The 26271-nt window shown below is 57.9% G+C and carries 18 protein-coding genes and 2 tRNA genes; 13 read left to right on the forward strand and 7 right to left on the reverse strand.

Features of this window, described 5'->3' with window-relative positions; translation table 11 throughout:
- Window positions 1-6 precede the first annotated feature (6 nt).
- Complete coding sequence (locus SK47_RS13645) at window positions 7-2787, reverse strand: flavocytochrome c (RefSeq protein WP_048244496.1); 2781 nt, start codon at window positions 2785-2787, stop codon at window positions 7-9.
- A 609-nt stretch (window positions 2788-3396) separates the two neighbouring features.
- On the opposite strand from SK47_RS13645, the gene SK47_RS13650 reads away from it, so the two are divergent.
- Both SK47_RS13650 and fumA read left to right on the forward strand, forming a co-directional pair.
- Window positions 3397-4905 (forward strand): anion permease, encoded by a 1509-nt coding sequence (locus SK47_RS13650; RefSeq protein ID WP_023314425.1) that lies wholly within the window; start codon window positions 3397-3399, stop codon window positions 4903-4905.
- 52 nt (window positions 4906-4957) lie between these two features.
- Complete coding sequence (gene fumA / locus SK47_RS13655; RefSeq protein ID WP_048244498.1) at window positions 4958-6607, forward strand: class I fumarate hydratase FumA; 1650 nt, start codon at window positions 4958-4960, stop codon at window positions 6605-6607.
- On the opposite strand, the gene SK47_RS13660 is transcribed toward fumA, so the two are convergent.
- Entirely contained in the window at window positions 6596-7501 is a 906-nt protein-coding gene (locus SK47_RS13660; RefSeq protein WP_048244500.1) for a LysR family transcriptional regulator, read from the reverse strand. The genes fumA and SK47_RS13660 overlap by 12 nt on opposite strands.
- A gap of 95 nt (window positions 7502-7596) precedes the next feature.
- Here SK47_RS13660 and SK47_RS13665 point away from each other — a divergent pair, with 95 nt between their 5' ends.
- From SK47_RS13665 to SK47_RS13675, 3 genes are all read left to right on the forward strand, one after another.
- Complete coding sequence (locus SK47_RS13665) at window positions 7597-8892, forward strand: serine hydrolase domain-containing protein (RefSeq protein ID WP_003859544.1); 1296 nt, start codon at window positions 7597-7599, stop codon at window positions 8890-8892.
- Between the two features lie 260 nt (window positions 8893-9152).
- The gene (locus SK47_RS13670) at window positions 9153-10454 is read left to right on the forward strand and encodes an MFS transporter (RefSeq protein WP_048244502.1); all 1302 of its coding nucleotides are present in this window, start codon (window positions 9153-9155) and stop codon (window positions 10452-10454) included.
- Window positions 10455-10460: 6 nt separating this feature from the next.
- Complete coding sequence (locus SK47_RS13675; RefSeq protein ID WP_023324918.1) at window positions 10461-11249, forward strand: substrate-binding domain-containing protein; 789 nt, start codon at window positions 10461-10463, stop codon at window positions 11247-11249.
- Here SK47_RS13675 and SK47_RS13680 read toward each other — a convergent pair.
- The gene (locus SK47_RS13680) at window positions 11221-12123 is read right to left on the reverse strand and encodes an L-proline-binding transcription factor PsrA (RefSeq protein WP_045896111.1); all 903 of its coding nucleotides are present in this window, start codon (window positions 12121-12123) and stop codon (window positions 11221-11223) included. The genes SK47_RS13675 and SK47_RS13680 overlap by 29 nt on opposite strands.
- Before the next feature lie 266 nt (window positions 12124-12389).
- On the opposite strand from SK47_RS13680, the gene mtfA reads away from it, so the two are divergent.
- Window positions 12390-13187, forward strand: a complete 798-nt coding sequence (mtfA, locus tag SK47_RS13685; protein WP_003859539.1) for a DgsA anti-repressor MtfA — start codon at window positions 12390-12392, stop codon at window positions 13185-13187.
- A 3-nt stretch (window positions 13188-13190) separates the two neighbouring features.
- Here the strand turns inward: mtfA and SK47_RS13690 are convergent, their stop codons facing one another.
- Window positions 13191-14390: an MFS transporter gene (locus SK47_RS13690; RefSeq protein ID WP_045346626.1), complete on the reverse strand. Its 1200-nt coding sequence runs from the start codon at window positions 14388-14390 to the stop codon at window positions 13191-13193.
- A gap of 138 nt (window positions 14391-14528) precedes the next feature.
- On the opposite strand from SK47_RS13690, the gene SK47_RS13695 reads away from it, so the two are divergent.
- The 6 genes from SK47_RS13695 (at window position 14529) to SK47_RS13720 (ending at window position 22738) form a co-directional block, all read left to right on the forward strand.
- On the forward strand, window positions 14529-16271 hold the full coding sequence (locus SK47_RS13695; protein ID WP_048244504.1) for an IucA/IucC family protein: 1743 nt from the start codon (window positions 14529-14531) through the stop codon (window positions 16269-16271).
- Window positions 16271-17218 carry a GNAT family N-acetyltransferase gene (locus SK47_RS13700; RefSeq protein ID WP_048244506.1) on the forward strand — a complete coding sequence of 316 codons (948 nt, stop codon included), beginning with the start codon at window positions 16271-16273 and terminating at the stop codon, window positions 17216-17218. The genes SK47_RS13695 and SK47_RS13700 overlap by 1 nt, the downstream gene beginning before the upstream one ends.
- Window positions 17215-18957: an IucA/IucC family protein gene (gene iucC, locus SK47_RS13705; RefSeq protein ID WP_048244508.1), complete on the forward strand. Its 1743-nt coding sequence runs from the start codon at window positions 17215-17217 to the stop codon at window positions 18955-18957. Before SK47_RS13700 ends, iucC begins: the two co-directional genes overlap by 4 nt.
- On the forward strand, window positions 18954-20279 hold the full coding sequence (locus SK47_RS13710; protein WP_023314433.1) for a lysine N(6)-hydroxylase/L-ornithine N(5)-oxygenase family protein: 1326 nt from the start codon (window positions 18954-18956) through the stop codon (window positions 20277-20279). The genes iucC and SK47_RS13710 overlap by 4 nt, the downstream gene beginning before the upstream one ends.
- A 26-nt stretch (window positions 20280-20305) precedes the next feature.
- Window positions 20306-22495, forward strand: coding sequence for a TonB-dependent siderophore receptor (locus SK47_RS13715; protein ID WP_023324924.1), 2190 nt, complete (start codon window positions 20306-20308; stop codon window positions 22493-22495).
- A 167-nt stretch (window positions 22496-22662) separates the two neighbouring features.
- Window positions 22663-22738: transfer RNA gene (locus SK47_RS13720), tRNA-Asn, on the forward strand.
- A gap of 99 nt (window positions 22739-22837) precedes the next feature.
- Here SK47_RS13720 and cbl read toward each other — a convergent pair.
- The gene (gene cbl / locus SK47_RS13725) at window positions 22838-23788 is read right to left on the reverse strand and encodes an HTH-type transcriptional regulator Cbl (RefSeq protein ID WP_003859532.1); all 951 of its coding nucleotides are present in this window, start codon (window positions 23786-23788) and stop codon (window positions 22838-22840) included.
- Between the two features lie 96 nt (window positions 23789-23884).
- A complete protein-coding gene (gene nac, locus SK47_RS13730; RefSeq protein WP_003859531.1) occupies window positions 23885-24802 on the reverse strand; it encodes a nitrogen assimilation transcriptional regulator NAC in 918 nt (305 codons plus the stop codon).
- 320 nt (window positions 24803-25122) lie between these two features.
- On the opposite strand from nac, the gene SK47_RS13735 reads away from it, so the two are divergent.
- Window positions 25123-25198, forward strand: a tRNA-Asn gene (locus tag SK47_RS13735).
- Between the two features lie 92 nt (window positions 25199-25290).
- Here SK47_RS13735 and ldtA read toward each other — a convergent pair.
- Entirely contained in the window at window positions 25291-26214 is a 924-nt protein-coding gene (gene ldtA, locus SK47_RS13740) for a L,D-transpeptidase (protein ID WP_032659287.1), read from the reverse strand.
- Window positions 26215-26271 lie beyond the last annotated feature (57 nt).

Below are 26271 nucleotides of genomic sequence, written 5' to 3' on the forward strand. Positions count from 1 at the left end.
GGAGCCTTACCGTGTTTTCGAACGCATAGCCGCCTGATGTCCTGCAAGCGTACCAAAAATAATGATATCTGCCACCGCATTACCGCCGATGCGGTTACCGCCGTGGATGCCACCAACAACCTCACCCGCAGCAAACGCTCCCGGCAATACGTTATGGTTGCTGTCCAGCACGCAGGTATCGGTATTGATGGTCACGCCGCCCATGGTGTGGTGAACCCCTGGTGCAATCTGAATGGCGTAGAACGGCCCTTCGTTGATTGGCGCACGCAGCGCGGTGGTACGTCCAAAGTCGTCATCGTGCTGTTTCTCCACAAAGACGTTGTAGCGTTCCAGCGTTGCAAGGAACTGGTGGTGATCCATCCCCAGCGCTTCCGCCAGGGTTTTTGGCGAGCTGGCGCTGGTAACAAATCCTTTCGCGATGTACTCATCCGCGGCTTTATTTTTGACGCGAACATGCTCGTCAAAGACGATGTAAGCGTATTTCTCCGGCAGCGCGATGATTGACGCCGAGACTTTATCGCGGGTCTCCATTTCGTTAAAGAATCGGTTCCCCTGTTGATTGACCAGAATCGCCCCGCCGCCGCGGATGGATTCGGAAATCAGATACGACGTTTTCTGCTCAACGGTTGGGTGGATCTGAATTTGGCCCATATCCACTGTGCCCGCACCGATACGCTCCAGCAGCGCGATACCGCCCCCGGTCGCCCCTTTGTGGTTAGTGGTAACGAACCCTGCCAGATCCGGACGGTATTTCACCACCATCTGGCTGTTGGCGCTGAATCCGCCCGTTGCGACAATCACGCTTTTGGTTGCCACGGTGAGGGTTTCGTTCTCTTCGGTGGTCAGACGCACGCCGGTCACTTCGCCGTTTTCGAAGATGATGTCGCTCACGGAGGTATCCAGCATCACCTCGATGTTGCGCTTGTTGACGTTACGCACCAGGCCGCTGATCAGATACCCGCCCACTGCGGAACCGTCTTTAGGACGGTGCGTACGGTCGATGCTCATCCCGCCGGTGGTTGTAATGTCGTTCAGCATAATGCCGCGCGTGGCCAGCCATTCGATGGCCTGCGGCGCGTTCTCGACAAAGCGACGCAGCAGTTCAGGGTTGTTCTTGTTGCCACCGCCTTTCAGGCTTTCCTGGTAGAACAGCTCTTTGCTGTCCTGAATACCTTTCACGCGCTGGAAGCGGGTCTCCGCCGCGTTCATCCCGGCCGAGGCTTTAATGGTGTTCCCGCCGATAGTCGGCATTTTCTCGACGATCAGCACGCTCGCGCCTTCGTCATGCGCCTGAATCGCCGCCGCAAGACCGGCGCCGCCGCTGCCGACCACCACCACGTCCACGCTTTTAGTCTCATTCGGGTCAGCGCCCTCTTCTGCCGCCAGCGCTTTGCTGGATTTCAGCATCGCCTTCGAGACCGCTTTTTTCACCGCCTCGCTCTGGCTGGTTGCGCCGGTGATAGCATCCACGTGCGGAGTGTTGGCATCAAGAATTCGGGTACGGATCTCTTCGAAGCTGGTGACAAACTCGACGTCTTCACTCGGGCCGGAGGCCAGTTCGATATCGGCAATACGATCGGTTTCGAGGCTGACGTTAATCACCAGTTCGTTAGCATCGTCCTGCACTTTTTCAATAAAGGTGCCCGGTTTGAATTTAGATTCGCCCATGCTCATGTCGCGGATCATCGCTTCCACCAGCGAGAAGCGCCACAGCGGTTCCGGGATGCTCAGTTCTTCGCGTCGGGTACTGTCCATAAACAGCTCCAGGCTTTCGCCCGCCGCGATGCGATCGGTCCAGTCCGGATAGGCGATGGTGGCACGACCAACGGCAATCAGGTCGTAACCGTGATCCAGCGCTTCATTCACATCCGTGGCATTCACCACGCCGCCAACGCCCATCACCGGTACCTGAGCCAGCGTGTCTGAGCGCATGGCGCAGTATTTTTCGATAAGTGGCGTCGGGTCCTGAGTATCGACGATAGAAGGACGCAGGGCGGCGCCAAGGGAAAAGTGGAGATAATCCACCCCGCGCGCTGCCAGTTTTTCCAGCAGATACAGGGTATCTTCGAAGCGAATGCCCGGGACTTCCAGCTCTTCCGGAGAGAAACGGTAGCCAATGATAAACGCGTCGTCCGCGTACTGGCGCACCATCTTGTGGGTAATGTCCAGCACCGCCAGCGGGAATTTCGCGCGGTTTTCGCGGCTGCCGCCCCACTCGTCGTCGCGCTGGTTGGAGTTCGGGGAGAAGAACTGCTGGATCAGATAGGTATTCGCCCCGTGGATTTCGACGCCGTCGAACCCGGCCTGAATTGCGCGGCGCACGGCTTCGCCAAACTTGCCGATCATGCCTTCCACCTCTTCCGCGGTCAGGGCAACCGGCGTGGCGGCACCGTCACGCGGCGCGGCAACGGCGCTTGGGCCAACCGGCGTGCGACCGCCGATCAGTTTTGGGTCGACCATACGGCCGCCGTGGTAGATTTGCAGCAGGGCTTTGGAGCCTTTTGACTTGATGGCGTCAGCGATTTTTGCCAGCCCGGCGATTTTCTCGTCGTTATCAATGCCAATTGCGCCCGGGAACGCCAGGCCGAGATCGTCAACAAAACAGCACTCAACGATGATGGTGCCGATGCTGCCCGCGCGGGCGCGGTAGTACTCCACCAGCTCGCTGGTCACGGTGCCATCGTAATAACCGGTACAGGTTGTCATCGGGGCCATTAACAAACGGTTTTTCAGTTCAGTACCATTCGGTAATGTGAAGGGGCTTAAAATACGTTCGTTAGTGCTCATAATAGAAACTCCAAACTTTAAAAATTAAGAATTCGTTATCGGGATGATTTTTTTATTTCGTGTTTTTTGCCGATGTCATGATAGTAATATAAAGCTTTTTTTAGTTTATAAAGCCATTACGTTAGTTAATAAACTATTTAATCCCTTCGATAACATTAATAACACATTGGTGTTAGCGCGAATGTTTCACTCGTTCACAATAATTTAAAAAAAGTTAAATCACAAAAGGTCAAACCAATACACCACAACTACCAAAAAACCTAATAAAACAACAACAAGAAAAAGCACCAAAATTTAAATGTTATAGTTTTGATACATAAAATGCGTAAAATCAGCGAATAACCACACTACTCAGAGTGGTTATTATAAAAAATATAAAAATAGCCATTCAGTTCCGTTTTTTTGATCGTGATCAATAGTTATGGCATTCAAAAGAGCAATATAAAAACATCATCATTTTTTATTTAGCGCAAACAAAAATGCGTTAAATCGCTATTACTGAAAACACAAAAACGCACCTTAAATAACTAAAAAAAGCAAAACGAATAAAGCAATCGAATTTGTGTTTTCGCTGTACGACGAATTTTTGACAACTTAAGACGTGAAACTATGAATACAAAAACTGCTGTAACGCCTCCTGCGGCGAATCTGGCATCAAATGGAACAGCAAAACGCCTGCTGATGATGGCCCTGCCCGTCATTGTTGCCGTCCTGCTGTTGTTTGTTCCCGTTCCGGACGGGCTGCCGCCTTATGCGTGGCACTACTTCGCCATCTTTGTTGGCGTCATCGTCGGGTTAATTTTCGAACCGCTGCCGGGCGCCGTGATCGGTCTTACCGGCGTCGTGGCGATTGCGCTGTGCAGCCAGTGGGTGCTCTTTAGCCCGGAACAGCTGGCTGACCCAAAATTCAAGCTGGCGGGCGCCTCCTTTAAATGGGCGGTCAGCGGGTTTGGTAACTCCACCGTGTGGCTGATCTTCGGTGCCTTTATGTTTGCTGCGGGCTACGATAAAACCCGCTTCGGTCGCCGCCTGGCGCTGATACTGGTGAAATATCTGGGCCGTCGCAGCCTGACGCTCGGTTACGCCATTACGTTTGCGGACCTGCTGCTGGCCCCGTTTACCCCGTCCAATACCGCGCGCAGCGGTGGGACCATCTACCCGATCATCGCCAACCTGCCGCCGCTGTACGGTTCAAAACCCAACGACCCAAGCGCGCGTAAAATCGGTTCGTATCTGATGTGGGTGGCAATTACCGCGGCCTGTATCACCAGCTCGATGTTCCTTTCCGCTCTGGCGCCTAACCTGCTGGCGCTGGCGCTGGTAAAAAGCACGGTCGGAATTGATATCTCATGGGGGACCTGGTTCCTCGCCTTCCTGCCGCTGGGTATTCTGCTGATCCTGACCATGCCGCTGCTGGCTTACTGGTTCTACCCGCCGGAAGTGAAGGTAAACAACGAAGTACCGTTGTGGGCGACCCGTGAACTGGAAAAACTGGGCAAACTGTCGCGCAATGAGATCCTGCTGCTGGTGTTCGTGTGCTGTGCGCTGCTGATGTGGATCTTCGCCGCGGCGTGGATTGAACCGGCCATGGCTGCCCTGCTGATCGTTGGCCTGATGCTGTGGACCGGCGTGCTGGAGTGGAACGATATCACCGGTAACAAAGCCGCGTGGAACACCTTCGTCTGGTTCGCCACCCTGGTGGCGCTGGCGGACGGCCTCTCCTCCACCGGCTTTATCAGCTGGCTGGGTAAAGAAGGCGGCCTGCTGATGAGCGGTATCTCTCCGGGTGTCGCCACCATCGTGCTGCTGCTGGCGTTCTACCTGCTGCACTACCTGTTTGCCAGCACCACCGCGCACACCACGGCGCTGCTGCCGGCGATGCTGACCATCGCCTCCACCATTCCGGGCATGAATATGGAAGTGTTCGTCCTGCTAATGGTGACCTCTCTGGGCGTGATGGGGATCATCACCCCCTACGGTACGGGTCCAAGCCCGATTTACTACGGTAGCGGTTACCTGCCAACCAAAGACTACTGGCGCCTCGGCACCATCTTCGGCGCCATCTTCCTGGCGGCCCTGCTGCTGATTGGCTACCCGTGGATGTCCATGATGTTCTGATTCCTGACCGCCGGACATATCCTCCGGCGGTTTTATTTTTTTGGAGCAAGCTATGTCAAACAAACCCTTTATTTACCAGAACCCCTTCCCTCTCGCGCATGACGACACCGAATACTATCTGCTGACCAAAGAGCATGTCTCCGTTGCCGAGTTCGACGGTCAGGAAGTGCTGAAAGTGGAGCCGGAAGCCCTGACCCTGCTGGCGCAGCAGGCTTTCCACGACGCCGCGTTTATGCTGCGTCCGTCTCATCAGAAGCAGGTTGCCGCCATTCTTAACGATCCGGAAGCCAGCCAGAACGATAAGTATGTTGCCCTGCAATTCCTGCGCAACTCCGAAATTGCGGCGAAAGGCGTGCTGCCCACCTGTCAGGATACCGGTACGGCAATCATTATGGGTAAGAAAGGCCAGCGCGTCTGGACCGGCGGCGGCGACGAAGCGGCGCTGAGTCAGGGCGTGTATAACACCTATATTGAAGACAACCTGCGCTACTCGCAGAATGCGGCGCTGGATATGTATAAAGAGGTGAATACCGGCACCAACCTGCCCGCGCAGATCGACCTCTACAGCGTTGATGGTGACGAGTATAAATTCCTGTGCATGGCGAAAGGCGGCGGTTCCGCCAACAAAACTTATCTGTATCAGGAAACCAAAGCGCTGATCACCCCGGCGAAGCTGAAAAATTATCTGGTTGAGAAGATGCGGACCCTGGGCACCGCGGCCTGCCCGCCTTACCATATCGCCTTCGTTATCGGCGGCACCTCTGCGGAAGCCACGCTGAAAACCGTCAAGCTCGCCTCTGCGCGCTACTACGATGGCCTGCCAACCGAAGGCAACGCGCACGGCCAGGCGTTCCGCGACGTCCAGCTCGAGCAGGAACTGCTTCAGGAAGCGCAAAACCTCGGCCTGGGCGCGCAGTTTGGCGGGAAATACTTCGCGCACGATATTCGCGTGATCCGTCTGCCGCGCCACGGCGCCTCCTGCCCGATCGGCATGGGCGTCTCCTGCTCCGCTGACCGCAACATCAAGGCGAAGATTAACCGCGAGGGGATCTGGATTGAGAAGCTGGAGCACAATCCGGGCCAGTATATTCCTGAATCCCTGCGCCAGCAGGGAGAAGGCGACGTGGTAAGCATTGATCTGAACAAGCCGATGCCCGACATTCTGGCGCAGCTTTCCGCGCACCCTGTCTCCACCCGCCTGTCGCTGAACGGCACCATTATTGTGGCGCGCGACATCGCCCATGCGAAGCTGAAAGCGCTGCTCGACAACGGGGAAGAACTGCCGCAGTACGTTAAAGATCACCCGATTTACTATGCAGGCCCGGCGAAAACGCCAGAAGGTTACGCGTCTGGCTCCTTAGGCCCGACCACCGCCGGGCGTATGGACTCCTACGTAGACTTACTGCAATCCAACGGTGCGAGCATGATCATGCTGGCCAAAGGTAACCGCAGCCAGCAGGTCACCGACGCCTGCCATAAGCACGGCGGCTTCTACCTCGGCAGCATTGGCGGCCCGGCGGCGGTACTGGCGCAAAACAGCATCAAGAGTCTGGAGTGCGTGGCGTATCCTGAACTGGGAATGGAAGCCATCTGGAAAATTGAAGTGGAGAACTTCCCGGCGTTTATCCTGGTGGATGACAAAGGCAACGACTTCTTCCAGGAGATCCAGAATAAACAGTGCAAAGGGTGCTCACAGCGCTGAGCGTTTCCATAACGCCGGAAGCTGCGACAGCGTATCGTTGATCAACCCGCGCTTGTCGCTGCCCGGCTTCCAGATGGTGACCATCGTCTGGCTTATCCCCTGGCTGCCCACTTCGGTGGGCAGCCTTTTTACGTTTTTCCACTGCGTTGCGTGAAGATGGGTCGGCAAAAATCCCCAGCCGCAGCCCTGCTCCAGCAGGCCGCGCAGCATCTCCAGTTCGTTAGTGAAAAGCGTGTGCCCTGAAATTTGCAGGCGACGGGCAACCGGCTCGTCTGACGCGGCATGCATAACCACCTGTGGAACCAGAGAGAGATCGAGCAGCGACACCGGCGACGCAACCTCCGCAAAAAGCGCCGTTGCGGCGTAAAAATCCATTTCGATCGCCCCCAGCGCCCGCCACTCCATCTCATTGCCCACGCTGCGGTTGCGCGCCTGGCAGATGCCCAGATCGGCCTGACCGCTCGCCAGCATGGCTTCCGCCTCATCGCGCGATGCGCTGGTCAGGCTCAGGCGGATCTTTTTCGTCGCCAGCGTAGCGATCAGCGCCTGCAAAAAGGCTCTGGGGGTGAACGGATCGTAAACGAGGGCAATGTCCTGCGTCGCGTTGTCCGACACCGTACGGGCAAACGCCTCAAACGCTTTGACCTGCCGCATCAGCAGGTGCGCCTGCCGCTGAAGCTGCTCCCCCTCCGGCGTCAGGCGCAGGCTACGCCCCTCCCGCAGGAACAGCGCGTAGCCCAGCCCATCCTCAAGGAAATCGATCAGATCCCGCAGGGTTGTACGATCTTTGCCGAGTTTACTGGCCGCCTTCATCAGGCTGCCGTGCTCAGCGACGGCGGTGAACGCCTCAAGCTGGGCAAAGGAATAGATCAGTGATGCCACGTCATTCTCCACGCGATTTTTCCGGGGGATTTTCCCCCATAACGCGTTTTTTATTATAGGCCTCAGGTTCTTAAACTGAAGTCCTTCCTGAGCCAAACGAGATAAATATGAAAATCAAAACAAACCGCACACTGCTCGCGGCGCTGGTTATCAGCAGCCTGCTCTCGCCCGCCGTCATGGCGGCCTGCAACGGTACCGAACTCACGACCTGTCCGGCGCCTTTCGATGCCAGACTCCCGGACGCACATACCATGCTCACCTGGAGCCAGGCCGATCGCGTGGTGGGCTTTCGCAATGACTACCGCAACTACGCGGGCGATGTGTTCCGCCACGGCAACGCTACGCCACTGCTGCCCGCAGAAAAACCGCTCACCGATGCCCGCTATCAGGTGAAGGGTAAGATTTACAATCTTCAGGATTACCTGAAACGCCAGAACGTCAGCGGCATGCTGGTGCTGAAAAATGGCAAAGTGGCCTATAAATATCTGGGAGAAGGCAATACCGACTCTACGCTCTGGACGTCGCGTTCCGTGGGCAAATCCGTGGTCTCCGCGCTGGTGGGTGTTGCGATTAAAGAAGGGAAAATCCACTCCCTGGACGACCTTGTCACCCAATACGAACCGGATTTAAAAGGCACCGCCTGGGAAGGCGTAACGCTGAAACAGCTCATCACCCACACCTCGGGCGTGGCGTGGACTGAAGATTACACCAACGCGCAATCTGACTTCGCCCGGCTTACCGAATGCGAAGCGAAACCGGGCACCTACGACTGTGTGCGCACCCTGGTGAAGGGGTTACACCGTGAACACCCGGCGGGCGAAAACTGGTCCTATTCCTCGGGTGGCGCCTGGCTGTTAGGCGATGTGCTTGAGCGCGCCACCGGCATGACGCTCGCGGCGTATCTGGAGAAAAGCATCTGGCAGCCGTACGGTATGGCGAGCGACGGCGTGTGGCATGCCTACAGCAAAGGCCAGCACGACGTGGGTGCGCATGGGTTCAACGCCACGCTGGAAGACTGGGGGCGTTTCGGGGAGTTTATCCTGCATAACGGTACCCTGCCGGACGGAAAGCAGATCCTCCCCGAGGGCTGGGTGAAACAGTCCTCAGCCTGGACACAGGCCAAAGGATCGGTGTCCGAGGCGCATCCGAAGGGGTTGTACGGCTACCAGTGGTGGAACAATGAAGTGCCAGCCACCGCCACAAATGTGGAGCCGAAAGTCGAAAATTCGCTGAAGGATTCCCTGTGGGCGCTGGGTATTTTTGGGCAGATGATCATGGTTAATCAGAAAGAAAATCTGGTTATCGTCCAGTGGTCCACCTGGCCGCAGGCAGAGCCGTCATTCAGCGCCCAGCCGCTGGAAGCGTCGCTGATGTTTAGCGCGATTGCGAACGCGCTGCGCTGATAATCCCAAGCCAGGCCCCGCCTGGCTTCTCATCTGCGCGGTGTCACAAAACTGATATATCAGCGACTTAGCGAAACGTGGTAAATAAAAGATCATCGAAATGTTAAGTTATTGTTGAATATGTAAATACTGGTCAACGCATTGTCATTAATGCGCCACACGCATCGGTTTATGCGCTATTTGCGCTTATTAATTTCCACTTCCTGATCCAGTTTTCAGAAACAGACGAGCATAACGTCGCTATAAAACTGGAGATAATCATGGTTTCCTCAACCTCACCTGCAACGGTTCGTGCGAAAGCGGGCGCGATTTTCCGCGTCACGTCGGGCAACTTTCTTGAGCAATTCGACTTCTTTCTGTTCGGCTTTTATGCCACCTACATCGCCCATACTTTTTTTCCGGCAAGCAGTGAATTTGCGTCACTGATGATGACCTTCGCCGTCTTTGGCGCGGGCTTCCTGATGCGTCCGATCGGGGCCATTGTGCTGGGGGCTTACATTGATAAAGTGGGCCGCCGTAAAGGGCTGATCGTCACCCTGTCGATTATGGCCGCCGGAACCTTTCTGATTGTGCTGATCCCTTCTTATCAGAGCATTGGCCTGTGGGCACCGCTGCTGGTGCTGACCGGCCGCCTGTTGCAGGGTTTTTCGGCAGGTGCCGAGCTGGGCGGGGTTTCGGTTTATCTGGCGGAGATCGCCACGCCGGGCCGCAAGGGTTTCTATACCAGCTGGCAGTCAGGTAGCCAGCAGGTCGCCATTATGATCGCGGCGGCGATAGGCTTCGCGCTGAATGTGGTGCTGGAAGAGAGTGCCATTCGCGAATGGGGGTGGCGTATTCCGTTCCTGTTTGGCTGTCTGATTGTGCCGTTCATCTTTTTCCTGCGCCGCAAGCTCGAAGAGACCGAGGAATTCAGCGCCCGTCGCCACCATCTGGCGATGCGTCAGGTCTTCACAACGCTGCTCGCCAACTGGCCGGTCGTCGTCGCGGGCATGCTGATGGTGGCGATGACCACCACCGCGTTTTACCTGATCACCGTTTACGCGCCGACCTTCGGTAAAAAAGTCCTGATGCTCAGCGCGTCGGACAGTCTTCTGGTCACGCTGCTGGTGGCGGTGTCCAACTTCATCTGGCTGCCGGTGGGCGGCGCGCTGTCGGATCGCTTCGGGCGTAAACCGGTGCTGATCGCCATGACGCTGCTGGCGCTGGCAACCAGCTATCCGGCGCTGACGATGCTGGCGGCAGCCCCGAGCTTCTCAATGATGCTGACCGTGCTGCTGTGGCTCTCTTTCCTCTACGGTCTGTATAACGGCGCGATGATCCCGGCCCTGACTGAGATCATGCCAGCAGAGGTGCGCGTGGCGGGCTTCTCGCTGGCTTACAGCCTGGCAACGGCGGTCTTTGGCGGTTTCACGCCGGTGATTTCGACTGCCTTAATTGAGTACACCGGCGACAAAGCCTCCCCGGGCTACTGGATGAGCTTTGCCGCCGTTTGCGCCCTGCTGGCAACGCTCTATCTCTATCGTCGTCGCACGTTAATCCTGCAAACTGCCGTTAAGGAGTGATCCCTCATGCTTACATTCAGAACGGTGATTGCCGCCCTGACCTTCGCCACCCTCAGCGCGGGCGCGCTTGCGCAGGATGTGACGGTGATGATTTCTGGCGGCTTCAAAGCGGCGCTGGAGAAGCTGACGCCGCAGTACGAAGCGCAAAGCGGCGACAGGCTCATTGTGATCTCCGGCCCGTCGATGGGCAAAACGCCGCAGGCCATTCCGGCCCGGCTCGCCCGGGGCGAAAAAGCGGACGTGGTGATTATGGTGGGCGATGCGCTGGCGAAACTGGAACAGGATCGCAGGACGGCGGCGGGCTCCCGCGTGGAGCTGGCGGATTCGCCCGTCGGGATGGTCGTCAAAGCGGGCGCGCCGGTGCCGGATATCAGTACGGTGCCTGCCCTGCGGCAAACGCTGCTGAAGGCGCATTCCATGGCTTATTCCGACAGCGCCAGCGGCCGGTATGTTGAGAGCCAGCTGTTCCGTAAGCTGGGCATAGACGGCCAGGTCCACGATAAAGCGCACCGGGTTGAGCGTATCCCGGTGGCGTCTGAAGTGGCAAAAGGGAAATACGACCTCGGCTTTCAGCAGGTGAGCGAGCTTCTGCCGGTCCCGGGGGTGACGTTTGTCGGTAAGTTGCCTGACGACATGCAGTACATTACCCGTTTCGCCGGAGCCGTAACGCAGAAGGCCGACCATCCTGAACAGGGAAAAGCGCTGCTGACTTTTCTCGCCTCGCCACAGGCCGCCAGCGTCATTACGGCAACGGGCTTAACGCCCGTCAGTGCACCTCGCGATACTGCTCGGTAATCAGCGTTTCGAGTTCGGCAGCAATATAGGACTGGATCCGACCGCGGCGGCGGATCAGCCCCACGGTTCGCCTGACTTCAGGCTCGGTTAAAGGTACCGACGTCAGCAGCGAATGCTCTGCGCGGGGCATTGACATGGCGGGAACGGCCGCAATGCCGATCCCGGCTTCAACCATCCCCAGCATGGTCGTCACGTGCCGCGTTTCGCAGATGCTGGGGCGCTCAGGCCGAATATGCCCGACCCGCTGGTCGAGAAGATTGCGGTTGCCGGAGGTCTTATCCAGACCGATATAATCCTGCTGATAAAAAGCCTGCCACGTCAGGCTTTTCCTTTTTGCAAGCGGGCTGTCGCGTCGGCAGGCGGCCACGTAGACATCCTCCACCAGCGGGACAAACTCGATGTCGAGCTGCAAACTCCGGGCAAAGCAGATACCAAAATCCGCCTGTCCGCGGGTGACGGCCTCGATAACATTTCCGGCGCTGCTGTCGATCAGTTTTATGCGCACGCGGGGGTAACGGGACTGAAAGCGGCGGATCACATCCGGCATAAAGTAACAGGCGGCTGACGGCACCGTCGCCACGGTGATCAGCCCCGTGCGCTCTTCGCTGGCCTTATCGATATCCGAAAGCATGGACTCCACGTCAGCAAGCAGTTGCCCGCATCGGTCGGCAAAGGTCTGTCCATACAGGGTCAGCGTGACGCGCCGGGTGGTTCTGTCGAACAGTTTTGTCCCCAGTGCCGCCTCCAGCTTTTCAATTCTGCGACTCAACGCCGACTGGGAAAGGCAGATAGATTCTGCCGCAAGACGGAAATTGCCGTATTCCAGTAAAGCGCGGAAGGCATAGAGATCGTTGAGGTCAAAATTGACGGGCATACTGACGGGATCCTTAAGCACGGTAGGGTAAGAAGAGATTTATCATAGCCGCGCACGACATACTTCACAAAATGAAGGGGATACCCCTAAAGCGCTATCAACATGACGGCACATAGTGATAGTTTATGCGGGCTGGATTCCTCTTAAACAGGCCGCCACTCTGCATGCAGCCGATGAGGAGTGTCATACTGCTTAACAGAGTATGTTGGCATGCTAACAGCCCCTGACCTTTCCATTTTGTTCACGTGCGAGTAACGAGCAAAGCGATGATTAAGTGGCCCTGGAAAACGAACGACGCTGGTCGAAATATGGCGCTCCCCTGGGATGAGGCTCTGGCGATCCCCGTGCTGGCGAATCTCTTGCCTGAAGAGCAATCAAAGCTGATTCAGCTGGCCGAGCGTTTTTTACAGCAAAAACGGCTGGTACCGCTACAGGGCTTCGAACTGGATCCGCTTAAAAATTCGCGCATCGCCCTGCTCTTCTGCTTGCCGGTGCTGGAGCTGGGTATCGAATGGCTGGATGGCTTCCACGAAGTGCTGATCTACCCGGCGCCGTTCATCGTCGATGATGAGTGGGAGGATGACATCGGGCTGGTGCACAACCAGCGTATGGTGCAGTCCGGGCAGAGCTGGCAGCAAGGGCCAATCATCCTCAACTGGCTGGATATTCAAGACTCGTTCGATGCCTCGGGCTTCAACCTGATTATTCACGAAGTGGCGCATAAGCTGGATACCCGTAACGGCGATCGCGCCAGCGGCGTGCCGCTGATCCCGCTGCGTGAAGTCGCGGGATGGGAGCACGACCTGCACGCGGCGATGGAAAACATTCAGGATGAGATCGACCTGGTGGGTGAAAGCGCGGCCAGCATTGATGCCTACGCCGCGACCGATCCCGCCGAGTGTTTTGCGGTGCTGTCCGAGTATTTCTTTAGCGCACCTGAGCTTTTTGCCCCGCGCTTCCCGGCGCTGTGGCAGCGTTTTTGCCAATTTTATCAGCAGGATCCACTCCAGCGTCTGCGGCAAAGTGAGGACGCAGCCAGCACATCCTCTCATCCGTTCCACTAATGTTTAAGGGGTACGATCGGTCGATCGTACCCACACGCTCACCGCGAGAAACAGCAGGGCCATTCCCCATGCGGCAGTAATCAAAAACTGCTCACCGTAAAAGCGCGTCACCACGGGTACCAGCAGCGCGCTGGCGCCGTAGCCCAGCGTATGGCTGGTGGCGATCACCCCTGCGCCTTTGCCCGTCGTCAGCCGATCGTTGAGCAAAAGCTGGTATCCCGGCGTTGCCATGGCGGCCCCCAGCGAAGTGATGACAATGCCCACGTAGAACAGGGCTAAACTGGCGAGAGACATCAGCCCAAGACCCGCCACCATCAGCACTGCGGCAATTAAGAGCAAAACTCTCGGGGTAAAATGCTGCGGGCGTACCACCAGAAACTGCGCCGCCAGGGTCGCCAGGGCGGCCAGACTTAGCAGCAGCGCGACATGATGGCTGATTTGCACGGCATCGCCATTGAATAACGGATGAAGATGCGGCGATAAGCCAAGCTGCATCAGGCTGACCAGCGCTGCCAGCAGCAGCGCCAGCACCAGGAAAGGCAGCATGGAGGCCTGTAACCGCGTCGACTGGTGCGCCACTGGCGGCAGCGGGGGATCGGCGGCTTCGCGCAGCACCAGCAGCAGCGCGATCAACGGCGCCAGCGCCATCAGCCAGAGCGGTGCGACCGGGCTGACGCTGAGCATCAGCGCGGCCAGAGGCGGTCCCAGCAGACGCCCGCAGCTCAGGCCAGAGCTTATCGTCGCCAGCGCCGCCATCCTTTTATCCAGCCCCGCGCGTTGAATGGCCCACGTCTGGGCCGCAGGCACCAGCCCTGATACCGTCAGGCCGTACAGCATGCGCGACAGAACCAGGCCCGCCATTCCCCAGAGGGCATTCAGCGCGCCGTTCGCCATCGCCCAGACTACCAGCGCCATCACGACGAAGCTCGCCAGGTAGCCGCCCAGCGAGGCCAGCATAACGATCTTACAGCCGTGCCGCTCGCTCTGGCGTCCCCACCAGGGCGATGCGGGTAAAAAGAGCATCGAGCCGAACATCAACAGCCCGGCCCAGACGGAGAGCGACAATCCGGTCAGGGAGACCAGCTGCGGCAGCATGACCAGCAAACCGTTTTGTCCAATACCTAATAAACCGGCGCCCAGTGCCAGGGGCCAGTTAGCTTTGGGGGCCACAACGTCAGTGAGATTCTCGGTACGGGTGCGCATAAAATTGTGAAGATAATGTCAATAAATGCGTGGAAATTATGAAGTTTATGAAAACAAATATTGCAAAAATAGTTGCCACTGTAAACAGAATGAATATCATAACGAGAATTATTATCAGTCATGGAATGAGGTACAACTATGCGTACTCTGCCCCGCTCCGCCGGTACAGATGTTGCGGCCCAGTGTTTTTTGAACGCGCTGCTGCGCGAAACGAAGGACTGGCACTATCTTCCCGCAACCCGTGCGGATGAGTTATCACTGATTCATATCCCGCTCTCCCCAACCCAGGCCATTCGGGTTCCGGTACGCTATTTCTCCCCCACACAGCATCACCAGTATCGTTTCCCGGCAACGCTGATTCAGGCCGACAGCGACGGCGGTGACACGGTCACATTCCATCAACTGATTGATTTAATTATTGAAAAAGAGACGGTTAAAGGCGCTCTGGATGCCGATACGCTGGCTCGCTTTAAGCAGCGCGTCCTGGAAAGCCATACACACACCTGGCAGGCCATTGATTTACGCCACAACTGGGCAAACCTGCGCGATAAGCCGCTGACCTTTGCCGAAGCGGAACAGGCGCTGCTGGTCGGCCATGCTTTTCATCCTGCCCCAAAGTCGCACGAGCCGTTTAACGAGGCCGAGGCGCGTCGCTATCTGCCGGATTTCGCCTCCCGCTTCCCGCTGCGCTGGTTTGCGGTTGAGCATGAGCTGATTACCGGCGACAGCCTGAATGTCTCCCTGCGGGAACGTCTGCTGCGCTTTGCAGCGCAGAGCGCGCCGGCTCTTCTCGGTCACTTCACCGACACCTGCTGGCTACTGCCGATGCACCCGTGGCAGGCCGACTATCTGCTGGAGCAGGACTGGTGCCAGCGTCTGGTAGAAAAAGGCGCCCTGCGCGATCTGGGCGAAGCCGGTGCGCCATGGCTACCCACCAGCTCTTCCCGCTCGCTGTACAGTGAAACCAACAGCGACATGATTAAGTTTTCCCTGAGCGTGCGGCTGACCAACTCCGTGCGCACGCTGTCGGTGAAAGAGGTTAAGCGCGGCATGCGCCTGGCGCGGCTGGCGAAAACGGCACGCTGGCAGGAACTTCAGGCGCGCTACCCGACCATGCGCGTGATGCAGGAGGACGGCTGGGCGGGGCTGCGCGATGAGCACGGCGTCATTCAGGAAGAGAGCCTGATGGCCCTGCGCGTCAATCTGCTGTTCGATACCCCTGAAACGCAAACCAACGTGCTGGTGAGCCTGACCCAGGCCGCGCCGGACGGCGGCGACAGCCTGCTCGCCGCGGCGGTGCGTCGTCTGAGCCAGCGTCTGGACTTACCCCTCGCCCAGGCCGCGCGCTGCTGGCTGGACGCCTACTGCGACCGCGTATTGCTTCCGCTGTTCAGCGCCGAGGCGGACTACGGTCTGGTCCTGCTGGCGCACCAGCAAAATATCCTCGTTGAGATGCAGCAGGATTTCCCCGTTGGGCTGATCTACCGTGACTGCCAGGGCAGCGCCTGGACCGAAGGGGCCGACGCGTGGCTGAATGAGGCAGGTGAAACCGAAGTTGAAAACCGCTTCGGTGAGAGCCAGCTGCTGCGCTACTTCCCTTATTACCTGCTGCTGAACTCTACCCTTGCCGTCACCGCCGCGCTCGCCGCTGCCGGTTTCGACAGCGAAGAGAACCTGATGTCCCGCGTGCGTGACGCGCTGGCCGAACTGCGCACGACGGCGAAGCAGACCCGCTGCCTTGATTATGTGCTCGACAGCCCGACCTGGAACTGTAAAGGCAACTTCTTCTGCTATCTGCACGATCGCAACGAAAACACCATCGTCGATCCGGCGGTGATCTATTTCGACTTCAGCAACCCGTTTTATAAGGAGAAGGCGTGATGGCAAACGCGAATATCGTCCATTCCGGCTACGGCTTTCGCTGCACGGTCACGGAACAAAACCTGCCGCTGACGCTGGGTCTCGACGGCAGCGCGGTGATGGAGCGGCTGACCGGGCTCCCGGACGGCTGGCTGGTGGACGCCCTCGACCAGCTGTTTGTTGCCGCGCCCGCCCTGACCGGCATTACCCTGCCGTGGGCAGCCTGGCAGGATGAACCTCAGGCGCAGGCGCTGTTTAGCCTCGTTCACGGAGATTATCTGGCGCGTGAAATTTTCTGGCAGCTGCCGCTGTGGCTGAAAGGCGAACGCCCGCAGGCGAGCGGCGGAATGCAGTTTGACGAAAGCCGTCAGCTGTACTTCCCGCTGCGCCCTCACCGCCCGCAGGGCGAGGTGTATCGCCGTTACGATCCGCAGATTAAGCGCACCCTGAGCTTCCGCATGGCGGACGTGGCGCTGGACGGCGAGCGTTTTACCCGCTGGATGAACACCCCACGCGTGAACGCTTTCTGGGAGATGGCGGGCCCGCAGGCCGAGCAGGAAAACTACCTGCGCCGTCAGCTCGACTCGACCTATTGTTACCCGGTGATCGGCTGCTTTGACGATCAGCCATTCGGCTATTTTGAACTCTACTGGGCGGCGGAAGACCGCATTGGCCGCCACTATCGCTGGCAGCCCTTTGACCGCGGGCTGCACATGCTGGTGGGCGAAGAGAACTGGCGCGGAGCGCAGTATATCCGCAGCTGGCTGCGCGGCCTGAGCCACTATCTGTATCTCGATGAACCGCGCACGGCGCGCATCGTGGGGGAACCGCGCTTCGACAACCAGCGTCTGTTCCGCCATCTGGCGTCCGCCGGTTTCGACACGGTGAAAGAGTTCGACTTCCCGCACAAACGCTCCCGCCTCATCATGAGCGAGCGTCATCGCTTCTTCCACGAGGTGGAACTGTGAACGCACCCTGGCAGAAAGTGAACCGCGAGATGGTGGCGAAGATCCTCGCCGAACTGGAATATGAACGCACCCTGCGCGCCGAGCCGGTTTCGGCGGACTACTGGCGCATCAGTATGGGCAACGCGTGCTGGCAGTTTCGCGCCACGCGTGGGATCTGGGGCTGGCTGCATATTGACCCTGATACCCTGACCACCACCAGCGGCGCGGCGGTCGAAGCGGAAAACGCGCTGCTGCAACTGGCCACCGTGCTGGAGATGAGCGACGCGCAAACGGCGGAGCACATGGAAGATCTCTACGCCACGCTGCGGGGCGACATGCAGCTGTTGCAGGCGCGCGAAACGCTGGATGCCGATGCGCTGATCCACCTTGACCCGGACGAGCTACAGTGCCTGATGCGCGGTCACCCGAAGTTTATTTTCAACAAGGGACGCCGCGGCTGGGGGCTGGATGCCCTGCGCCTGTACGCGCCGGAATATCGCGGGCGTTTTCGCCTGCACTGGGTCGCCGTGCAGCGCGATCGTCTGGTCTGGAGCAGCGACGCCGATTGCGATATTAACGCCCTGCTCTCCAGCGCCATGGACGATGCCGAGCGCGAGCGGTTCGACGCCCGCTGGCAGGAGCTGGATCTGGATGATAGCTGGCTGCCGGTGCCGCTGCACCCGTGGCAGTGGCAACAAAAAATTGCCATTCATTTCCTGGCGCAGCTCGCACGCGGTGAAATGGTGGAGCTGGGTGAGTTCGGCGATGAGTATCTGGCGCAGCAGTCCCTGCGCACGCTGACCAACGCCAGCCGTCGCGCGCCGTATGACATCAAGCTGCCGCTGACCATCTACAACACCTCCTGCTATCGCGGTATTCCGGGCAAGTATATTGCCGCCGGTCCGCTGGCCTCGCGCTGGCTACAGCAGCAGTTTGCCAGCGATGCCACGCTGATTCGCTCCGGGGCGCAGGTGCTTGGCGAACCCGCTGCCGGATATCTGTCGCATCCGGGTTATGCCGCATTGCCTGAGGCGCCGTACCGCTATCAGGAGATGCTGGGGGTGATCTGGCGCGAGAACCCATCCTGCTATTTACAGGATGGTGAACAGGCGGTGCTGATGGCGGCGCTGATGGAAACCGATAATCAGGGGCGCCCGCTGATTGACGCATGGATCAAACGCTCGGGGTTAACCGCTGACGCATGGCTGGAAAAGCTGTTTGAGGCGACGGTGATCCCCTTCTATCACCTGCTCTGTCGCTACGGGGTGGCGCTCATCGCCCACGGCCAGAACGTCACGCTGGTGATGAAAGATTACGTTCCGCAGCGCATTTTGCTGAAGGATTTCCAGGGCGATATGCGCCTGGTGGATGAAGATTTCCCGCAGGCGCAGAGCCTGCCGGAGCAGGTAAAAGCGGTGACGGCGCGCCTCAGCGCGGATTACATCATCCACGACCTGCAAACCGGCAACTTTGTCACGGTGCTGCGCTTTATATCCCGCCTCACCCTGCAATGCGGCGTGAATGAAACCCGCTTCTATCAGATCCTGGCGCTGGTGTTACATCGTTATATGGCCGCCCATGCGGATCTTGCGGCGCGCTTCGCGAAGTTCGACCTGTTTAAGCCGCAGATTATTCGCGTGATCCTCAACCCGGTCAAACTGACCTTCTCTGAACACGACGGCGGCAGCCGCATGCTGCCGAACTACGTCTGCGATCTTGATAACCCTCTTTTTCTGGCCTCCCGGGAGTCAGCGCAATGAAAACCTATGATTTCATCGGCATTGGTATCGGTCCGTTCAACCTCAGTATTGCCGCGCTGGCGGAGGGGCTGGACGGTTTTAGCTCGCTGTTTCTTGAACGCAAGCCGCACTTCTCCTGGCACCCGGGGATGATGGTGCCGGACTGCCATATGCAGACCAGCTTCCTGAAGGATCTGGTCAGCGCCGTAGAGCCAACCAACCGCCACAGCTTCCTGAACTACCTGGTACAGCGCAAAAAGTTCTACCGTTTCCTCACCACCGAGCAGCGCACCGTGTCGCGCGAGGAGTTTGCCGACTACCTGTGCTGGGCGGCGGATAACCTCACCAACCTGGCCTTCAGCCAGCAGGTACAGCAGGTCAGCTTTGATGAGCAAAACGGCCTGTTTGAGATCGTGACCCAGCGGGATCGCTTCCTGGCGCGGCACGTCTGCGTGGGGATTGGGAAGCAGATCAATCTGCCAGACTGCGTCACCGCGCAGGACGATACCTGCTTCCACGCCAGCGAAATGATGCTGCGCACGCCGGATTTAGCGGGCAAGCGCGTCACCGTCGTCGGCGGCGGCCAGAGCGGTGCGGATCTGTTCCTGAATATCTTCCGTGGGGAATGGGGCCAGCCGCTGAGCCTCAACTGGGTGTCGCGCCGCAACAACTACAACGCGCTGGATGAAGCCGCGTTTGCTAACGAGTATTTCACGCCAGAGTATGTGGACAGCTTCTCGACCCTCGGTGACGACGCCCGACGTCAGATGTTGCAGGAGCAGAAAATGACCTCCGACGGGATCACCACCGAGTCCCTGCTGGCGATTTACCGCGCCATGTACCACCGTTTCGAAGTGCTGCGTGAAAAACCCTGGGCGCACCTGATGCCGTCCCGCTCGGTGACGGCGCTGACGCGCCAGGAAACCGGACCTCGCCTCAGCATCCAGCATCACCTGGACGGCGGGCGCGAACAGCTTGAAAGCGACGTGGTGATTTTCGCCACCGGCTACCGCGCCGTGCAGCCTGCTTTTCTCGCCCCGCTCTCTTCCCGACTGCGTCTGGATGAGGATGAAGCCTTCTGCATCAACAACGATTTTACCCTTGAATGGGACGGCCCGCAGAGCAACCGCCTGTTTGCCGTGAATGCCGGGATGCACCGTCTCGGTATTGCCGAACCCCAGCTCAGCCTGATGGCCTGGCGCGCGGCGCGAATTTTGAATCGCGCTCACGATGACGAGCCGTTTGAGCTGGCAACCACCCCCGGCGTGATCCACTGGCGGAGCACCACCAGCCCGGAGAGCAGCCAGGTTATTAAATCATTAATAAAGACCACCGAGTACTGACACACACATTCAGGATCAACATAACAATGAAACGTTCTCATCTTTGGGTTTTAAATCCGTGCTTGCTTGCCATGCTTTCTACCTCTGCGTGGGCGGAAGAACAAAAGGAAGAAGATATTGTGGTCTCCGCCAGCCGGGCACATCGCAGCGTCGCAGAGATGGCGCAAACCACCTGGGTTATTGAGCGGGCGGAAATTGAGCAGCAGGTTCAGGGCGGGAAAGAGATTAAAGACGTTCTGGCCCAGCTGATCCCCGGCATGGACGTCAGCAGCCAGGGACGTACCAACTACGGCATGAACCTGCGCGGTCGCTCCATGATGGTGATGGTGGACGGCGTACGTCTGAACTCGTCCCGCAGCGACAGCCGCCAGCTCGACTCTATCGATCCGTTCAACATTGACCGCATCGAAGTGATCTCCGGCGCCACCTCGCTGTACGGCGGCGGCAGTACCGGCGGGCTGGTGAACATCGTCACCAAAAAAGGCCAGCCGGAGACCGAAGTGGAGTTCCAGACCGGGGCAAAAAGCGGGTTTAACAGCCATAACGACCATGATGAGAACGTCTCCGCAGCCGTGAGCGGCGGCAATGACAACGCCTCTGGTCGTCTGTCGGTCTCCTATCAGCGCTACGGCGGCTGGTATGACGGCAACGGCGACGAGGTGATTATCGATAACACCCAGACCGGCTTGCAGTATTCCGACCGTATCGACGTGATGGGGACAGGCACCATCAACATCGACGATCATCAGCAGCTCCAGTTAACCACGCAGTACTACAAGAGCGAATCTGACGGCAAGCACGGCCTGTTCCTTGGGGAGAATTTCGCTGCGGTCACGGGCGATGCCAAAGCCTATAACAAAGACAACCTGAACTCTGACCGTATCCCGGGCACAGAGCGTCACCTGATCAACCTGCAATACTCGAACACCGATTTCTGGGGTCAGGATCTGGTTGCGCAGATTTACTACCGTGATGAGAGTCTGACCTACTACCCGTTCCCGACGCTGAGCAAAGGCGCGGTGACCAGCATTGGCGCGTCCCAGCAGAAAACCGATTTTTACGGCGGCAAGCTGACGCTGAACAGCAAGCCGATGGACGACCTGACCCTCACCTGGGGCGTGGATGCCGACCATGAAACGTTCGATGCCAACCAGCAGTTCTTCGACTTAAGCAAAGCGGCGGCGAGCGGCGGCATGGAGCTGGACAATGCCTACAACGTGGGCCGTTATCCGGGTTACAGCATTACCAACCTCGCGCCGTTCCTGCAAGCCAGCTATGACATTGACGCCATCACCCTGAGCGGCGGCGTGCGTTATCAGTACACCGAAAACAAGGTGGACGATTTTGTCGGTTACGCCCAGCAGCAGGCAATCGCCACGGGCAAAGCCACCTCCGCTGACGCGGTGCCGGGCGGGAAAACCGACTACAACAACTTCCTGTTTAACGCCGGGATCCTTGGACGTCTGACCGAACAGCAACAGCTGTGGTTTAACTTCTCCCAGGGCTTCGAGATCCCGGACCTGGCGAAGTACTACGGCTCCGGCACCTATCAGCTGGTCGATGGTCACTATCGTCTGCAAAACAGCGTCAATGTGAACGACTCAACGCTGGACGGGATTAAGGTCAATGCTTACGAGCTCGGCTGGCGCTTCACCGGCGATAACCTGCGTACCCAGGTGGCGGCATACTACTCGCTCTCGGATAAAACCATCACCATCAACAAGAGCGACATGACCATCAACCTGGAGGACGACAAACGTCGTATCTATGGGGTTGAAGGCCAGGTGGACTATTTCTTCACCGACAGCGACTGGAGCACCGGGGCGAACTTTAACGCCATCAAGTCCGAAACGCGTGAAAACGGGAAATGGGAGAAGCTGACGGTCGACAGCGCCAGCCCGTCTAAAGCCAGCGCATGGGTCAACTGGGCGCCGGGCGACTGGACGCTACGCGTGCAGAGCACACAAACCTTTGACGTGTCTGACGCCGACGGTAAGAAGATTGATGGCTATAACACCGTTGATTTCCTGGGTAGCTACGCCCTGCCGGTGGGCAAAGTCAGCTTCAGCGTGGAGAACCTGCTGGACAAAGACTACACCACCGCCTGGGGCCAGCGCGCACCGGGGCTGTATAGCCCAACCTACGGCGCACCGGGTCTTTATACTTATAAAGGCCGTGGACGTACGTTTGGTCTGAACTACTCCGTTCTGTTCTGATCCTGCGCGCCGCCTGTCTGCGGGCGGCGCGATTTGCTGTGCAATTTGAAAGCAAATTTGCTATTAAATCATCGGTTTGCTGAAATTGTCGGCAAACGAACAAAAACGGTGTTTTCCCCTTTGACAAGGCGCACGCAGGTCGATAATATGCGCCTCGTTCACACGATTCCTCTGTAGTTCAGTCGGTAGAACGGCGGACTGTTAATCCGTATGTCACTGGTTCGAGTCCAGTCAGAGGAGCCAAATTTGAAAAGCCTGCTTTTAAAGCAGGCTTTTTGCTTTTGTGGGTTCGGTAAATTTGCCGGGTGGCGGCTGCGCCTTACCCGGCCTACTGATTAGCAACTAAATCTGATAATCAATCGCCACCTCTTCCGGCTCCATCACCTGGCGTTTGATCTCATCCACCGACAGCCCCGCGTTGCATAGCTCAATAAAACGCCACACGTAGTTACGCTGAAGCTGCCCGCGCTTTAGCCCCAGCCAGACGGTATTCGCATCGAACAGGTGACGCGTATCCAGACGCACCAGATTTCCGGCCTCATATTCTCCGCCAGACTGCTCGGCCACCAGGCCAATCCCCAGCCCTAACTCGACGTAGGTTTTGATCACGTCGGAATCCTGCGCGCTCAGCACCACGTCCGGCGTGAGCCCTTTACGCTTGAACGCTTCATCAATGCGCGAGCGCCCGGTAATGCCCTGCCGGTAGGTAATCAGCGGCCATTTGACGATCTCTTCCAGCGTCAACGGCGAAACCTGATTCAGCGGGTGATCGGCGGGTAACAGCAGGCTGTGGTGCCAGCGGAACCACGGGAACGCCACCAGCAGCGGGTCGTTGCTCAGCCGTTCACTGGCGATACCGATATCGGCTCCGCCGTTATGCAGCAGCACTTCGATTTCCTGCGGCGTGCCCTGGATCAGTTCGAGACGTACGTCCGGGAAGATCTCACGAAATGCTTTGATAACCGTCGGAAGACTGTAGCGCGCCTGTGTATGGGTGGTGGCGATAGTCAGCACACCGGAAGCGTCGTTGGTAAAGAGATCCGCCAGCCGGCGAACGTTGCTGGCCTCGTTGAGAATGCGCTCAGCGATGGTCAGCAATGCCTTGCCTGGCTCGGTCATACCCAGCAGGCGCTTGCCGCGACGGATAAAAATCTCAATGCCTAACTCCTCCTCCAGCTCGCGGATATGCCGGCTGACGCCCGACTGAGAGGTGTAAAGCATATTGGCGACTTCGGTCAGGTTGTAATCCCGCCTGGCCGCCTCACGAATAATTTTAAGTTGCTGGAAATTCACAATTCACTCCGGCGCATCTGACATAAGGCTATTGTTAGAGTCAGCCGGGCTGGAGAACAAATAATAAAAACCAGCATCTTATGCTTATTTGGAATATCAGCTGACCAGTTGCAGCTCGCGATTTTCCAGCGACGGCTTACTGACCAGAGACATCAGGATCTCTTTCACCGCCTGCGCCTGCGGTGACAGGGAGCCGCGCGCGGACATATTTAACGACAGCGGTAAGCTCATGGATGGCGTGGTGATACGCGCCATCCAGCCGTTTGCCGCGCTGCACAGTGAACGTGCGGCAGACTCGGGCAGAACCGTTACACCCATGCCGCTGGCAATGGCGGCAGTCAGCGTGGAGATGGAGTCAATCTCGCCGATGATCTTCGCCGTCAGACGGCGCAGCGAGAACGCTTCGTCAACGCGCACGCGCACGGCACTGTAGTCGCGCGGCAGAAACAGGTTCATCTCTGCCACAGCGGTTAAATCAATGCTCTGGCCAGGGCAATCACGGGTACCGACCAGATAAAGATCTTCCTTCAGCAGCGGCTGGCTGGTGATCCCGGCAACCGGGGAGCGATCGTACAGCACCGCCATATCCAGCTGACCGTTGAGCAGTTTGTCATTGAGCACGGAACCACTGTTCTCATGCAGATAAACCAGCACTTCCGGTAGCTCTGCGCGCACCGCCTGAAGCAGCGGCATGGTTACCGACGATGCGGCCGTTCCCGGCGCCAGCCCGATGGAGACATGGCCACTCAGGGTCTGACCCACATTGTGCACGGCCAGCTGCGCCTGTTCACACTGACGCAGGATCGTGCGGGCATGGGTATATAAAATTTTTCCCGCTTCGGTAGGCGTTACGCCGCGCTTGGTGCGGATCAACAGTTGCTGGTCCATTTCGCCTTCCAGAGTCGCGACCTGCTGGCTCAGCGCAGGCTGCGCGATATGCAGCACTTCAGCCGCCTGGGTCAGGCTGCCGATATCGACGATTTTTACGAAGTATTTCAGTCGTCTTAAGTTCATGTTGCCCCCTGTTCGAAAATAGCGTGCCGGTAACGGCTGTGTTGTTAAACAGGTTTTGCAATATGGATGCCAGTTTTTTGCAGCGGGTGTATGTCTCTGCTAAGCGGCTGAAAATAAGGAAAGCCAATCACTGATGCCTGTTTTGAGACGGGGACAACGGTTTCCGATCTGCCCCATTCGGGGTATATCTGCACAATAATGGTGCATTCCGTTGGCAAAAACGTCACTTTGCTGGTTTTGTCAGCAAACAGTCTGAAGTGGGCGATACATCCTTTGACAAGGCGTACGGAGGTCGATAATATGCGCCCCGTTCACACGATTCCTCTGTAGTTCAGTCGGTAGAACGGCGGACTGTTAATCCGTATGTCACTGGTTCGAGTCCAGTCAGAGGAGCCAAATTTGAAAAGCCTGCTTTTAAAGCAGGCTTTTTGCTTTTCTGCGTTCGGTAAGTTTGTCGGGTGGCGCTCCGCTTACCCGAGCTACGGTACTCAAGGCCCGGCAAGCGAAGCGCTACCAGTCATAGCAAGCTTCACCGGCATCCCCGACCGCCGTTCCAGTTCAGCGCCCGCCCCTTCACTTATCAGCTGCGTCCTTTGTGCGGCTGAAATGGGCAGCGGCACCTTATTTGTCGATTCAAATTCCGCGCGATTGCGTGAAAGCGGCTCGTGAACCTCTACCCAACGGCTACCGTCCGGCTCCGTGGTCACTTTTACGGGCTGATCGATAAGCTGTACCCGCGTCCCCACCGAAACGTTATCGAACAGGTATTTGATATCGTTATTACGCAGGCGAATGCAGCCCTGGCTGACGCGCAGACCAATGCCGAAATTTGAGTTGGTACCGTGGATCGCGTACAGCCTGCCGATATAAAGGGCATACAGCCCCATCGGGTTATCCGGCCCGGCGGGAACGAACGCGGGCAACGTTTTCCCTTCCTTCGCGTAAGCGCGTCGCGTATTTGGCGTGGGTGACCAGGTTGGGCCTTCCTGTTTGCGCTCAACGGCGGTTACCCAGTTACGCGGCGTTTCGCGCCCGGCCTGACCGATGCCAATAGGCAGCACCTCAACCGTGTTGCTGCCGGGTGGATAATAGTAAAGTCGCATTTCCGCGACGTTCACCACAATTCCCTCGCGCACCGTTGGCGGCAGAATAAGCTGCTGCGGCACCGCAAGCTGTGTTCCGGCTCGCGGTAAAAACGGATCCACCCCCGGGTTGGCTTCCAGCATATTGCTCAACCCCTGTCCGTGCTGCGCTGCAAACGCTTCGAGCGGCAGAGTATTGCCCTCAGGCACGGTGATGGTGATCGGCGCCCCCACCAGGCGGCTGCCCTCGGGAGGGAGGGGGTAGGTTACAGCAGATGCAGCGGGAACCAGAATACCAAGCGTAAAAACGAACGAGGCAAATCGAATCATAGTGTTCTGTACTCAGTCAAAGAGAAAGCCTGCCGGTGGGCAGGCTTAGCCTGCTCA

This window comes from Enterobacter sp. BWH52, assembly GCF_001037565.1.
Lineage (GTDB): Bacteria > Pseudomonadota > Gammaproteobacteria > Enterobacterales > Enterobacteriaceae > Enterobacter > Enterobacter hormaechei_C.

Coding starts and splice junctions, on each gene's coding strand:
- ldtA (WP_032659287.1), bottom strand. CDS start 26,214: ATGATTCGATTTGCCTCGTTCGTTTTTACGCTTGGTATTCTGGTTCCC.
- SK47_RS13715 (WP_023324924.1), top strand. CDS start 20,306: ATGAAACGTTCTCATCTTTGGGTTTTAAATCCGTGCTTGCTTGCCATG.
- SK47_RS13650 (WP_023314425.1), top strand. CDS start 3,397: ATGAATACAAAAACTGCTGTAACGCCTCCTGCGGCGAATCTGGCATCA.
- SK47_RS13710 (WP_023314433.1), top strand. CDS start 18,954: ATGAAAACCTATGATTTCATCGGCATTGGTATCGGTCCGTTCAACCTC.
- SK47_RS13665 (WP_003859544.1), top strand. CDS start 7,597: ATGAAAATCAAAACAAACCGCACACTGCTCGCGGCGCTGGTTATCAGC.
- SK47_RS13675 (WP_023324918.1), top strand. CDS start 10,461: ATGCTTACATTCAGAACGGTGATTGCCGCCCTGACCTTCGCCACCCTC.
- SK47_RS13680 (WP_045896111.1), bottom strand. CDS start 12,123: ATGCCCGTCAATTTTGACCTCAACGATCTCTATGCCTTCCGCGCTTTA.
- SK47_RS13695 (WP_048244504.1), top strand. CDS start 14,529: ATGCGTACTCTGCCCCGCTCCGCCGGTACAGATGTTGCGGCCCAGTGT.
- SK47_RS13645 (WP_048244496.1), bottom strand. CDS start 2,787: ATGAGCACTAACGAACGTATTTTAAGCCCCTTCACATTACCGAATGGT.
- mtfA (WP_003859539.1), top strand. CDS start 12,390: ATGATTAAGTGGCCCTGGAAAACGAACGACGCTGGTCGAAATATGGCG.
- SK47_RS13700 (WP_048244506.1), top strand. CDS start 16,271: ATGGCAAACGCGAATATCGTCCATTCCGGCTACGGCTTTCGCTGCACG.
- SK47_RS13690 (WP_045346626.1), bottom strand. CDS start 14,390: ATGCGCACCCGTACCGAGAATCTCACTGACGTTGTGGCCCCCAAAGCT.
- nac (WP_003859531.1), bottom strand. CDS start 24,802: ATGAACTTAAGACGACTGAAATACTTCGTAAAAATCGTCGATATCGGC.
- SK47_RS13670 (WP_048244502.1), top strand. CDS start 9,153: ATGGTTTCCTCAACCTCACCTGCAACGGTTCGTGCGAAAGCGGGCGCG.
- fumA (WP_048244498.1), top strand. CDS start 4,958: ATGTCAAACAAACCCTTTATTTACCAGAACCCCTTCCCTCTCGCGCAT.